This is a genomic window from Fibrobacter sp. UWB7 (genome assembly GCF_900142945.1).
Lineage (GTDB): Bacteria > Fibrobacterota > Fibrobacteria > Fibrobacterales > Fibrobacteraceae > Fibrobacter.
The window spans coordinates 33,640-46,562 of the sequence record NZ_FRCO01000010.1 but is presented as its reverse complement, the minus strand read 5'-3'; the positions used below and the strand labels follow the sequence as shown (position 1 = coordinate 46,562).

Here is a 12,923-nt window from a genome sequence, read left to right as displayed (position 1 = left end):
TAAAGGTTGTTACTTTACTCTATAACTTATATTTTTTTATAGCTAACGAAACGAATGTTGTTGCAAAAATCTTTGTGAATGCCTGTAAATTCGAGCCACGTGTATCTTGATGCTTCAGCTTTGAGCATTTCACCTTGTTCTGAACCGATTTCGAGTAAAATAGATGCGCCCGGCTTGAGGCTGTTTTCGGTCTGCTGTAAAAGCTTGCGGACAAGGTCGAGGCCGTCTGCACCGCCAAACAATGCGAGTGCGGGGTCGTATTTCGCAACTTCTGGCTGGAGCTTGTCTTTTTCGCTGTCCGGAATGTAGGGGAGGTTTGCGATAAGGCAATCGATTTTAGCGGAGGAGTCGCCGGTGGCTTTTGCGATGGCTTCTGGAGTTACGGCGTTCAGCAGGTCGCCCTGTGCAAAGGTCAAAGTGCTAACTGCGTTTGCGGAACTTGCCGAAGCGGTAGAGTCTGTCGAAGATGCGGCGCTTTCTGCGTCGGGATTACCCGCGAGTCCGTTCACTTCTGCATTTGTACGTGCAAGGGCGAGAGCGTCTTCAGAAACGTCTGTAGCGAGTACTTTGGCGCCTGCAATTTCTTTAGCACAAGCGATTGAAATGGCGCCTGTGCCAGTGCCGATTTCGACAATGAACGGCTTTTCAACGCCCTTGAGGCAGTCGGTTGCCATGTCCACGAGTGATTCCGTTTCCGGACGCGGGATAAGCGCGCGGCGGTCGCACTTGATAATGAAACCGCGGAAGCTTGTGTCGCCGATGATGTGCTGCAGCGGCTCACGCGTTGCACGGCGTGCAACCATCGTGCGAAGCACGTCCAGCTCTGCTGGCGTGAGCGGCTTTTCGAAGTTCAGGTACAAGTCCATGCGGTTCTTCATCTTGAGACCGTAGCTGATGATGTACTCGGCATCGAGACGTGCATCAGGAATGCCCTTCTTTTCGAAGAAGACCTTGGTGCGGTTCAAAATTTCAAGAACTGTCATCTGCGGCTGTGGCATTGGACTTACCTCACGACCCCTTAAGCGTTGAACTTTCCGAGCTTTTCCTGGGCGTTTGCCATCTGGAGACCATTGATGATTTCATCAAGATCGCCTGTGACAACCTTGTCCAAGTTGTAAACGGTGAGACCAATGCGATGGTCCGTCACGCGGTTCTGCGGATAGTTGTAAGTGCGGATCTTGGCAGAACGGTCACCAGTACCCACGAGGGCCTTGCGGTTTGCCGCTTCTTCCTTTTCCTTCTTCGCGATGACGGCGTCAAGAATCTTGGAACGCAACATTTCCATAGCGTGGAGTCTGTTCTGCAACTGGCTACGTTCGGTCTGGCAGCTCACCACCACACCCGTCGGGATATGAGTCAAACGCACTGCGGAGTCCGTCTTGTTGATGTACTGACCGCCAGCGCCCGAAGAACGGTAGGTATCCATGTGGATGTCCGCTTCGCGGATTTCCACGTCGACTTCTTCAGCTTCCGGGAGGATTGCGACTGTAGCTGCCGACGTATGCACGCGGCCCTGCGTTTCCGTTTCCGGCACGCGCTGCACGCGGTGAACGCCACTTTCGAACTTGAGCGTTCCATAAACGCTGTCGCCTTCAATGAACACGCGGATTTCCTTGTAACCGCCCACCGTGCCTTCGCTCAAGTCCTGGATGGTCATCTTCCAGCCCATCTTGTCGCAGTAACCGCGATACATGCGGAACAGGTCGCCTGCGAAAAGTGCGGATTCGTCGCCACCCGTACCGCCGCGAATTTCAAGCGTTGCGTTACGGTAGTCCCACGGATCCTTCGGCACCATCAAAATCTGGAGTTCGTCCGTCACTTCGGGGAGCTTCTTTTCGATCTCCGAAATTTCGGCCTTGGCCATTGCGACCATTTCCGGGTCGGAATCGCCGAGAGCGGCCTTGTATTCGTCAAGGTCGTCCATCATCTGCAGGTATTCCTTGGCCTTCAAAACAGCCTTTTCGATACCCTTGTACTGCTTGTGAATCTTGTTGTAACGAGCCTGGTCTCCGAGAACATCCGGATTGCCGAGTTCCGATTCCAGTTCTTCGTACTTTTCAATGAGTTTTTTAGCTTTATCTTTCATCGTGCGCAAATTTAGAAAATTGAAAACGATGCGGCAAAGATATTACCCGTTGAACAACCCTGAATCTGTTAGTCAGAATACGTTTGTAAAGTTGATGCTTTTATGATTCGATTTTTTTTTATTACAAATCGTCACAAAAACTTACTTTTTTGTGACAAAATACGATAATGAAACATATTTTATTAACTTTGACACGCCCAAAATTGGAATTTTTGACATTGAAATGTGAAAAAAAATAACACTGTGTTGGAGAATAAATAATTGTTTTGGCGTCAAAAGAAAATTACACGACATTGCGATGTTTGCGGAAAAAGCTGGGAGGGCGTAACGGGTGGATTTAACCCCAAGAAAATGGATTCTCTTGAAGCAATCCGTTGCTATAAAGAAGCAAAAGAATCTCTAGAATGTCCCTTCTGCAAGGAACAAAAAATGAAAGAGAATATGGTTGAAGAAAAGAAAGAAGAAAGTTTACCCTATATTTTACAGGAACCAAGATACACTCTTGAAGATGTTTTCTTGCCCGCCAAATCGAAGCTTCAGATTGATGAAGCTCTAGCAAAAATCAAAAATTTCTATAAAATCTATATTGAATGGGGTTTTAAAGCTGTTGATCCTTGTGGAGCTGGAACTGTCCTGAATTTTTACGGTAAGCCAGGAACTGGAAAAACGCTGACAGCGGAAGCGTTGGCTGGGTCTCTTGGAAAGAAATTTATCAGTCTTGGCATGTCCGATGTTGAAAGCAAATATATGGGTGAAACCGCCAAGAATATCCGTGCTGCTTTTGAATGTGCCAAAAAGGTAGATGCTGTTCTTTTCTTTGATGAAGCAGATACGTTACTCGGAGCAAGACTTTCTAATGTGACGCAAGGTATAGACAATGAAGTCAATTCCCTTCGTTCAACGCTATTGATTGAACTTGAGAAATTTGAGGGCATTGTTATTTTCGCCACAAATTTTGAAAAAAACTACGATAAGGCTTTTGTCAGCCGAATTACACATCATGTTCAGTTTGATTTGCCTGATGAAGAGGGACTTCGTAAAATTTGGGATAAGTTCCTTGTCCCGCAAATACCTCTTGAAGGCGACCGAGAAAGTATAATTATGAAGCTGGCTGATATTTCATTGGGGCTTTCAGGTCGTAATATTAGGAACTGTATGCGACTAGCTCTGCCTAAGGCTATTCTGGATTCCAATAATGAAAATCCAGTTTTGAAATTGGAACATTTGATGAACGCTGTTGATGATGTTCGCAATCATGACAAAGTGGGAACAGACGTTAGCAAGCGAAACGAATCGAGTCGAGCAGCCCTTAAAGCTCTCGGTGTAAAAATTAACAACGAAGAAAACAATAAGGAAATATAATATGGGATTCTGGTCATTTTGCTGTAGTGTTGCAAGCGGTGTGGCTTCTTTTGTTAGTTCGGCAGCTTCTGCAGTAGGACGAGTTGCATCAAAGGTTGCTGGATTTGCGGGTAAAGTCCTTACCACAGTAGCATCTGTAGGTGAAAAGGTTATCAAGACGGTCAAGACTGTTTGGCCTGTAGTTAAGCCCTGGGTTGCCAAATTTAGTGGACTATTGAACGGGATTCCTTATGTGGGTCCTTTTTTGGCTAAGGCGGCAAAAGTTCTTTTGGCGCTTGATAAATCTCCGATCTTGAGAAAAATCGGTACCATTGCAGAAAAAGTTCTTCCTAAGGCAAAGATCCTTGGACAAGCTCTTACAAAATGGGCTGATATCCAAAAAGCCCGTCAAGAACAAGAAGATCTTGAAGCCGCTGAAGCTGAGATGGAAAATGACGAGCAGAGGAATGCTCTTCGCTTGACCGAGTTTATCAACAAGTTTGTCATTGTTAATTCGACGATAACGAAGTTGATTGAAGAAGACAAAGTCAATGATCTCGAAAGTTATCTTCGAATTCGTGCTGATGCCAGAATCCTTGAAAGAATGAAGGACAAGTTAAACAACATCAAGTCTATTGACGATGTATCTGCTGATGATCTTTTTATTCTTAACTTTACGGATAAGATTACGAATGAAAAGGATGTCACGGAAGCTGAAGCCGATCGTTTCACTAACTTGATTGAGAATATGTTTGGCAAATCTGTTATGGCGATTGTCTTTGACGAAATGATTAAGCAGTGGGCTGCCGACTTGGAAATTGATCGTGCAAAGAAGAGAGATGCTTTCGATGAACACAATAAAGCACAAACCGCATACTATCGTTGTGCGCGCCTTGAAAAAAGTGGTGATGCTACATCTGAAGATCTTGCTGAAATGCAAATGCTTAAAGCTAAACTTCCTAAACTTGAGAAAAATTATAATGACCTTGTCAATGCTATCGGTCATCGTCAGGATTATATTGAAGCCGCAGAAGGCATGCTAAGAGTCTACGAGGGGGACGAGTCCCTAGCTGAAATTGTTGGTGACGATATTGATATCATCAAAGATAATGTTGATGAAGTCGGTATGCTTATTATTAACTGCATGAATCGCGGAAAGCAATGGGAAGAACTTGAAGAAGAGGAAAAAGGTCTCATTATGGACTTTTCCAATATTTTCCGTAAGTCCGCTAAGATGCGTGCAAAAGAAGTTGTTGATGCAGTAGGAGTTGCAGGTTAAATATGAATGGTTTGCTTCCTTATTTTTCATATATGCTCCCGACTGACGGGATTCAGGGTGTATTCCTCGCAATAATCATTATATTAAGTGTCGGCACAGCTCTTTGGGTTAAAATCAGCACTAGAGAACGTAAAGGAAAACCAAGTTGTTGGGAAATACGCTGGACAAATGCCACGCCTGAAACCGTTGATGACTTAAAAGCGGAACATGGCTCTATTCAAGAATTGAGCGAGGCTGTTGCGATGCCTGCTGAAAAATTAGCAGAAGTCCTTCCTAGCATGCTTCTCATTGTCGGTCTTATGGGAACATTCCTTGGTGTTGGTGTTGCTTTAAATGATGCCGCCAACGTTCTAAAAAATTCGGAACGTCCGCCTATGGAAATGCTTCAAGAAATGGTCAGCATGCTTGATGGTCTGGGAGCATTGTTCAAATCGTCTATTTATGGTATCATTGGATTTTTCGCTTTTACTCTTTGGAGAAACAAATGGGGATCTAACGAAAAACGTTTTAAATGGTGCGTTGTCCGTTGTAATCAAGATCTCAAAAATAAAGAAAGCGAATCCGAAAAATTCCACAAATTTCAGAAAGAAAGTACAACCGCGATTGTCAATGCTCTGAATAAAGTTAATGAAAGCATTGGTGCAAGTATTGCTGATTGTATTCAAAAATCGCTTCAAAAAGCACTTGTTGATGGCTTTGAAAATGTGAATAAAAATATCAGCGAAATGAATTCAGCTTTGTGCCAGACTCTTGAAAATACAGTTGTGGAAAAATTCAAATCACTTGAAAAGGAAATGAAAAATCAGGTCAAGGAAACCAAATCTGTTGTGCAACGCCTTGAAAGCTTGTCTACCTTGACGGATGCAATGACTTCGTTGAGTGACACGATGAAAGAACAGTTTACTTATGTTTCTGAATCTGCGCAAAATATGGGCAATGCAGCAATAGAACTTTCCAAATCGGTTGATGAATTTAGGCCTGCTGTTACCAGTACCCTTGATACAATCAGAGAGCAATTTGTCAAATCTATTACGGATGGTAGTAAGGTCATGGAAAACGCTGGGGTTTCCATTCGTAAAGCCGTTACTGAAATGTCTGAAAAATCCAAGGAAGGGCAGGACAAGCTTGATAAAACTCTTACTGATTTTAACAAGCGAATCAATAGTACGCTTACTGATATTAAGCAGACGACACTTGCTATGGAAACGCAGGGAAATGCTTATGTTAAGACTATGAATGAATTGAGTGATCAGATTGGTGAAAGACTTGGGTCCATTAGCAGGGCTAACCTAACGATTAAATCGGGAATGGGAAAACTGCCAGAACAGCTTTCATCAACATTTAGCACTTTGTTGAAGGATGTTCAGGATGGCTTTGATTCGTCTGTGTCTAAGTCAACACTGTCAGTAACAAAATGCCTGCAAGATTGTTTTAACGTTTCAGCTCAGAAAAAGAACGGCAAAGAAAACAAAGAGCAAGTTAACGGATTGTACGCCTAATGAAAGAGAAACCGAATCCATTTGTATCGATATCGGATTTGATGTCGGGAATTACAGCTGTGGTCATGCTACTTCTTGTCGTTATGGTTGTCAAGATGTCCGTTATGAAACAAGCTGTTGAAGAGGAAAAACGTCAAAATGAGATTGCTGCAGAAGAAAAAAAACGGAAAGGTGTTCGTGAAACAATTGAAATGATAGACAAAAAATTGCGGGAAAACAATATCGAAAGCGTGAGTGTTAAAGATAGTGTGATAACATTAAACGATCAGGCTTTTGAACGTGGTAGTGCCTGCTTGAGTGGTAAAATTGATTCCGTTTTGAAACAGCAAATTGCGCCCATTATTTCTGAAGCGATTAGAGAACATAATAATATTTGGGTTCAATTTGAGGGACATACAGACGCTGTTGATGTTCATGGTGTTTCCGCAAGTCTTTCCAAATGCGCTGTGTTTGATGACAACTATAGTCTATCTGCTGGAAGAGCACGAGAAGCTCGAAAAGCGGTATTAAGTACAGTGCAAGGCGATGCTGCAATTAGTCGTAGAATTTCTGTCGTTGGCTATGGTCCGGATCAATTGAAAAATGAAGCCGATCCCAACGCCGCCGAAAATAGACGTGTTGAGATTCGCCTTGTGGCTAGATAAAAGTTCTTTAGTTTGGCTGCTGTTTTTAGTGTAATCTTCTTTTTCATCCCGGCGTTAGCCGGGATTACTTTTTTATGATATTTTGTCGCCAACTGTTTGCAAAATGAACGGCGAGAAGCGAGTCCCCTTGTTTTTGAAAATTGAACATTTTATATTATAGAAACCACCTTAGTAGTGTGTTGCCGGGTTTCACCTGTCTAGTGATGCTCCATGGTTAGTATATGCGTTGTTTTTATGAAAAAAATAAAAGGACATGGCTATGGCTAGACCTATTCGTGAAACTCCGATTCTCTTTGGCGAATACGCTCGTCGTTTTTTAGAGGCGATGCAGAACGTGAAACCGGAACCTCCTGAAGTTCGTGCCCGCATTTTGCGGGATTATGAATACATGAAAAAGGCTTACGAGTTGGGTATGGCTGAAAAGCGTGCCCGCGAAGAAGCCAATGGAGGTGTTGATCTGTGCTTTCGAAAAGTGTAAATGGTAATTATCCGTTGAAATTCATTCGTTTAGATCCAACAAATGGCGTAAAAGCCTTTGGCAGTCAGCTATGCTTGTGTTGATGTTGACGACGCGAGTAAGGTTTATGCCTATTGCAGCCTAGCCAATGACAAGGTTGCCATGGGAGATTTCAAGGATAAGACAGAATTCAATCGTTTTCGATAATAAGACGGGTTGCCGATTTTTGACGGTCGATGCGTATTTAAATGCTGTGCCGTTTTACGAGAAAAATGGATTCCGTTTTATGAATGCCGAAGACGATGACCCGCATACGCGCCTTATGTATTACGACTTGATGAATCTAGTGGCGTAGCGATAAAATTCTATATTTCCTTTTATGGAAATCTCTCCCATCGGCACATTTTACGGTGATGCAGTTTACAAGTACGACGCTCCCAGGCAGGGGCGCCTTTTTGCAGGGCATCCGGGGCGGATTGTGTTGAATCCTGGGCGAAATTTCGAGATGGCTCTCCGTGATTTGGAGGGCTTCGAGCGCATTTGGGTGATTTTTCAGTTCCACGAAAATGGTGGCTGGCGTCCGACAACGCGTCCGCCTGTGCCGCCGAAGGGCAAAGATCGTGTAGGGACTTTTGCAAGTCGCAGTCCTTATCGCCCGAATCCGATTGGGCTCAGCTGTGTGCGTCTTTTAAAAGTTGATGGTCTTACGTTATATGTAGATGAATCGGATTTGCTGAATGGAACGCCTGTGCTTGATATCAAACCGTACATTCCGATGGCAGACGCATTCCCCGATGCAAAGGCGGGGTGGGTTGAAGAGCAAGTCGGTGACCTTTGGGCTGTTGAAATGTCTGAAAAGTTCGCCGAACAGAATCGCTGGATTGCTGAGCGCAGTTCTTTTGATTTGGAAAGCTTTGCGCAGGTGCAGCTTTCGCGTGGGAATTTTTCCAAAGATGTTTTTGACAGCTCTCGACGTCGGTTGACGATTGATGAAAATTCCAAAACGGGTGTGCTTGCTTACCGCACGTTCCGCATCCATTTTGGCTATGACGATGTGGCTCGTAAGGTCGTGCTAGAACACATTACGAGCGGTTACACGCCCGAAGAACTCCATTCTTCCGAAGATAAATACGGCGACAAAAAAATCCACAAGGAATTTGTGGATTTGTATAAATAAATTCTCGGCGATTCTCGATTTGCGAATGCTATTCTTGCGTTTAGCGTTTTCGCACTGTTTTATTTGAGCTTTTTATTGATGTACTCGTCGTAGTCGATTTCGCCGCATTTTAATGTTTCTTTTAACGTGAATGTCTGTACAATTTCTGGGCTTTCGGAAAGTTCACCACAGTACTCGAACAGGAATCCGACGTGCATATCGAACGGGCGCGGCTCGTAATCGCAATTGTCGTGGATTTCTGTGATGGCGATGGAGTCCTTTGAAATCTTGGTGAGCACATGCACGACAGGCGATGAGTCGTAGATGTTTAGTACATAGAGCGGGCAGCCGTCTGGCAATCTTGAAATATCTCCGCTTGCTGTTCCGTAGACATCGCCGTGCATTGCAACAATTGTTTTCCTGAAAAGGTAGGGGAGTGCGCGTACATTATCGTTCGTAATCTTGTGTAGCCCGAGCTCTCTCAGCTTAGCTGTGCTAGAAAGTACCGCACAGTTTTGCTTTGTGGAGTCGCAGTATGTTAAAGTCACGTTGTAGCCGAGAACGTTATCGTCGTAAGTGACTTCGGTAATGTTGTATTTTTTGAGGTAATCATCAAGTGTACTTGCGGGCTCTACTGTTGGACCACAATGACATGTATATCCGATTGGGCAATAACAGTTTCCCGGATTGCCAAAACCTGAACTTCCTGCTCCTCCACTGCCACCTGTTGAACTGCTTGACGGTGCTGGATCTGTGTGTATAGGGTTATAGCCGTCTTCTTCAGAGCGTGATGAAGAAGAAATCTGTACCGAGGGCGTTGGACTTGTGGCGCTGCTTGTGATAATAGGAAAATCGTTTGGTGTTTCTAGAGATTTGCCGGAATCCGATACGATGGAGCGGTCTATGGAACTGCTAGACTGCGTCCCATAGGCGAACTGGTTTGGTTCTTCGGCAGTTCCTGCTATTTTGTCTGAACAGGCAAACGAACAGAATGCGGCTAAAACCGTTGCACTTGCAGTCAAGAGTTTATTGAACAACTTAGTCATTACCATTCTCCTTCGCCTTTCTTGTGAGAGGGAATAACTGTAAATTTAATCTATAAACTTGATCGATGTTCTTGTCGCCTGCGGCAATGCTTACGATTTTACGGCGGCATTCGTCGAGTTCCTTGACGATTTGTTCGTAGGAGTCCTTGGAAATTCCCATGGTGATTCCGCTAAAATTGCGTTCGGTACGGGCAAGATCCAGCGAATTTGCCGCAATTTTTGCCATTTCACGATGCATGTCGCGGATGGCGAGCTTGGTTGCCTCTGGGGAGCCCTTGATGGATGTTTCGGTCTGGGTGTAGGTGTTCTCTCCGGTCTTGTTGAGGAACCCTGCCTTGACCAAAAAATCGAGGGACTGCTTGATGTCGGCAGCGGAAACGTCCGTGTAGCACATCTTGGCAAGTTCACCCGGGGTGGCGCCTGGCATGAGCGGCGCGAGTTCTCGTAAAACCGGGTTTCTCCAGCTTTCGTAAAATTCGAACAGATCGCCTTCGACGACTCTGACTTTGTGGACTCTTGCGATTTCGAGCATTTCTTCGTAGGCGGCCTTCTTTTTTGCTTCGTCTGTTTCTTGGCCGAAGTTCACCATCGCCCTGAAGTAGTCCATCTCAAATCCGACAAGCCCCATGGCTTGCCCAGTGCGCTCGACGCCGATTCGGCTCAAGTTGCTTTTTCCGTCGCAGACGACCTTCATGTACGAAGATGAGGTAAAACCTGCGGCTTTGGAAAATTCACGCCACGAGAAAACATGGCGGAGCTTGCGCTCTTCGTAAAAGTCGCGCATGTACTGTCGGAAGTCGGAATATTCGATAATCGCTTTCATCACTCCTAAATATAAATTGAATTTTACGGAAAAGCAATGTTTCTATGCAACGGATTATATTAAAAATACACAAAAATAGCGATTTTTATTTAGTATTTACATTTGTGTACCCCTATATGCAACATTTGCCGAGCGTAGCGATACACCGTTATGCCTACTATTGTTTTTGAGAATAAACAGGGATTTTTGTCCTAATGTAATAGAAAAAGAGTATTTTTGTAGGTATGAGCGTTTTTGGATTTTATGTCGAAGTCAATGCGGGATGCATCGTGATACTGCTGCTGCTTTTGTACAGTATCAAGAGACTCCCGACTCCGCAGGTTAAGTATGAACTTTTCCAGACGCTTGTGCTTTGGCATATTGTCTATTTCATAAGTGACTCTGTTTGGGCGCTTGTGAACGATGCTACTATCCCGAAAAATACGTTTACTGTCTTGGCGGTGAATTATTTCAATGCCATTATTATGCCGGTTGTCGCGTACAACTGTTTTATGTTTGCTGAAATCAGCACGCGTCCGGAGATGACTCGCAAGCAGATTGAACGGTTCCGGTGCAAATTGCGTATCCCGATTATCGTGCAGTTTGTGGTGTTGCTCATTTCTTTTTGGATTGCTCCCGACTTTTGGCTTGATGACCGACTAGAACCCATTGGCTTTTATTATTTCATCTTATCATTCTTGCCGTTGATTTATTGGATGGCGGGGACTGTCCGTGGTTTGCTCCGTACGCGAACCATGCTGAATAGGGCTAATCTTGGAACGTATCTGATTGTGGCTAGCTATACGCCGGGTGTGTTAGTGGCGGGCGGTGCTCAGGTTCTCTTTGCATTGACGACTCCGATTTTCTGCTTCTGGTGTACCGCTATTATTTTGTTTGCGTATTTGCATATGCAAAACCAGTTGATTTCGACGGATTCATTGACGATGCTCAATAACCGCAATCGTCTGCATGACTATTTGCATCAGCCGCGCGAAGAAAAAGATTCTTTTGTGATTATGGTGGACGTGGATCACTTCAAGCAAATTAATGATACGTACGGCCATGCCGAAGGTGACCGTGCGCTCATTATTGTTTCGCAGGCGCTCAAGAAGGCTTGTGAACGCTTGGGGTCTTCGATGTTCCTCTGCCGTTATGGTGGCGACGAGTTCTTGATGATTGCGCAGACTGAAGTCCCGGACGATGTGGTTAAGGAAGTCCGCAATTGCTTGCAAGAAGAAGTCGCGAAGAGCGTGTCACGCTCCTATAAGATTGAGGCGAGCATGGGCTTTGCCCGCTGGGATGGAAATCCCGAAAGCTTCAAGGAAAGCATGATCAATGCCGACAAAAAAATGTACGAAGACAAAAGGCTAGCTTAGCTGCTCGCACACTCGCTGCAGTTTCTAGTAACTAGCTTTACCCTTCTAATTTATTCTTCAAATAATGCCTTGATGTGTAGGCGAGGAACATGACGTCGGCGATGGCGAGTGCGATGCCGCAGACGAAGAACACTTGCTGGTGCATTCCGAAGTGATTTGCCATGGCTCCACCAACGAGGATTCCTGTTCCAATGCCGATATCCCACCCCGAGAGGTAGGTGCTGTTTGCCGTACCGCGCTGGTCGTGGCGGGCGAGATTCACGCACATGGTCTGGTAGCCGGGGAAGATAAGCCCGAGGCTTGTGCCGATAAGGAATGCCGACAGGAAAAACGTAATGGGTCCGTGGCTAAAGGCAAGAATGAAGTAGGCGACGACAATCAGTGTCATGCCGGAACCCACAAGATGAATCAGGTAACCGCGGTCAATCAAGCGGCCTGTCATGATGCGGTTCAAGATGAGGCCTGTGGCGATGAGAGCATAGAACCAGCCCGTGCCGCCAATGCCAAGTTCATTGGCGTAAATGGCGATGTAGTTTGTGACCGGACCGTAAGCGAATCCGACGAAGATGAAGTTTGCAAATTGCGGAACCGCGCGTGTGAGGAAGAATCGGTCGAGCGAAAGTGGGGCGCAGACCTTCTTTTCACGGGGCTTCACCTTGAGCGTCTGCACAAGCACAAGTCCAATCACGCAAAGGATTGTAGAAATGGCAAAAACGATTCCGTCGCCGAATGCTTCGTAAAGAAACATTCCGGTCATGGGACCGGTGGCGAAGGCTAAGTTCACGCTAATCCCGAAATACCCGATGCCTTCGCCTCGGCGACTTGCGGGCAGTGCATCAATAGCCACCGTATTACTTGCGGTACTCGAGATGCCGAAGAACAGTCCGTGTGCAAAACGTACGACCGCTAGAATCGGCAACAGTCCGACCGTCTTGTAGCCTAAAAAGCAGAGTGTAAACGCAAAAAATGTCCAAAAATACAGCGGCTTTCGGCTGAATGTATCGACGAGAAATCCGGCAAATGGTCTGCAAGCGAGCGCCCCAATCGTGTAGAGCGAAATGATAAAACCGGCAGTCGCGTTGTCTGTCTGGAATTTGTCGATGATGTACAACGGCAAAATTGGCAATAGCTGGTAAAAGCTAAAGAACAGCAAAAAGTTCGCCGCTGCAACGGTAATGAACGTGCGGCTCCAAAGTGTATTATCGGGAATGTTGGACTTTGTTTCCATGTAAGCAAA

At 45.3% G+C, this 12,923-nt stretch carries 13 protein-coding genes; 8 read left to right on the top strand and 5 right to left on the bottom strand.

What is annotated here, in order from left to right; genetic code table 11:
* Positions 1–26 precede the first annotated feature (26 nt).
* Together prmC and prfA are read right to left on the bottom strand one after the other, a co-directional pair.
* Positions 27–998, bottom strand: coding sequence for a peptide chain release factor N(5)-glutamine methyltransferase (gene prmC, locus BUC30_RS15550; RefSeq protein WP_083556024.1), 972 nt, complete (start codon positions 996–998; stop codon positions 27–29).
* Between the two features lie 20 nt (positions 999–1,018).
* Positions 1,019–2,086, bottom strand: a complete 1,068-nt coding sequence (gene prfA / locus BUC30_RS15545; RefSeq protein WP_015732162.1) for a peptide chain release factor 1 — start codon at positions 2,084–2,086, stop codon at positions 1,019–1,021.
* 351 nt (positions 2,087–2,437) lie between these two features.
* On the opposite strand from prfA, the gene BUC30_RS15540 reads away from it, so the two are divergent.
* The 7 genes from BUC30_RS15540 (at position 2,438) to tsaA (ending at position 8,483) form a co-directional block, all read left to right on the top strand.
* Positions 2,438–3,448 carry an ATP-binding protein gene (locus tag BUC30_RS15540; protein WP_083556029.1) on the top strand — a complete coding sequence of 337 codons (1,011 nt, stop codon included), beginning with the start codon at positions 2,438–2,440 and terminating at the stop codon, positions 3,446–3,448.
* A gap of 1 nt (position 3,449) precedes the next feature.
* Entirely contained in the window at positions 3,450–4,706 is a 1,257-nt protein-coding gene (locus BUC30_RS15535) for a hypothetical protein (RefSeq protein WP_073443373.1), read from the top strand.
* 2 nt (positions 4,707–4,708) lie between these two features.
* Positions 4,709–6,205 carry a hypothetical protein gene (locus BUC30_RS15530; RefSeq protein ID WP_073443371.1) on the top strand — a complete coding sequence of 499 codons (1,497 nt, stop codon included), beginning with the start codon at positions 4,709–4,711 and terminating at the stop codon, positions 6,203–6,205.
* The gene (locus BUC30_RS15525; RefSeq protein WP_073443369.1) at positions 6,205–6,849 is read left to right on the top strand and encodes an OmpA/MotB family protein; all 645 of its coding nucleotides are present in this window, start codon (positions 6,205–6,207) and stop codon (positions 6,847–6,849) included. Before BUC30_RS15530 ends, BUC30_RS15525 begins: the two co-directional genes overlap by 1 nt.
* A gap of 259 nt (positions 6,850–7,108) precedes the next feature.
* Positions 7,109–7,327 carry a hypothetical protein gene (locus BUC30_RS15520; RefSeq protein WP_073443421.1) on the top strand — a complete coding sequence of 73 codons (219 nt, stop codon included), beginning with the start codon at positions 7,109–7,111 and terminating at the stop codon, positions 7,325–7,327.
* Positions 7,328–7,454: 127 nt separating this feature from the next.
* Positions 7,455–7,661, top strand: coding sequence for a GNAT family N-acetyltransferase (locus BUC30_RS16405; protein ID WP_244536691.1), 207 nt, complete (start codon positions 7,455–7,457; stop codon positions 7,659–7,661).
* A 24-nt stretch (positions 7,662–7,685) separates the two neighbouring features.
* The gene (gene tsaA, locus BUC30_RS15510) at positions 7,686–8,483 is read left to right on the top strand and encodes a tRNA (N6-threonylcarbamoyladenosine(37)-N6)-methyltransferase TrmO (protein WP_244536690.1); all 798 of its coding nucleotides are present in this window, start codon (positions 7,686–7,688) and stop codon (positions 8,481–8,483) included.
* Between the two features lie 59 nt (positions 8,484–8,542).
* On the opposite strand, the gene BUC30_RS15505 is transcribed toward tsaA, so the two are convergent.
* Positions 8,543–9,508: a hypothetical protein gene (locus BUC30_RS15505; protein ID WP_244536689.1), complete on the bottom strand. Its 966-nt coding sequence runs from the start codon at positions 9,506–9,508 to the stop codon at positions 8,543–8,545.
* The gene (locus tag BUC30_RS15500; RefSeq protein WP_073443364.1) at positions 9,501–10,331 is read right to left on the bottom strand and encodes a TIGR02147 family protein; all 831 of its coding nucleotides are present in this window, start codon (positions 10,329–10,331) and stop codon (positions 9,501–9,503) included. The genes BUC30_RS15505 and BUC30_RS15500 overlap by 8 nt, the downstream gene beginning before the upstream one ends.
* Before the next feature lie 224 nt (positions 10,332–10,555).
* On the opposite strand from BUC30_RS15500, the gene BUC30_RS16400 reads away from it, so the two are divergent.
* Positions 10,556–11,686 (top strand): GGDEF domain-containing protein, encoded by a 1,131-nt coding sequence (locus BUC30_RS16400; protein WP_244536688.1) that lies wholly within the window; start codon positions 10,556–10,558, stop codon positions 11,684–11,686.
* Between the two features lie 37 nt (positions 11,687–11,723).
* On the opposite strand, the gene BUC30_RS15485 is transcribed toward BUC30_RS16400, so the two are convergent.
* Positions 11,724–12,914: an MFS transporter gene (locus tag BUC30_RS15485; RefSeq protein ID WP_073443361.1), complete on the bottom strand. Its 1,191-nt coding sequence runs from the start codon at positions 12,912–12,914 to the stop codon at positions 11,724–11,726.
* Positions 12,915–12,923: the final 9 nt, after the last annotated feature.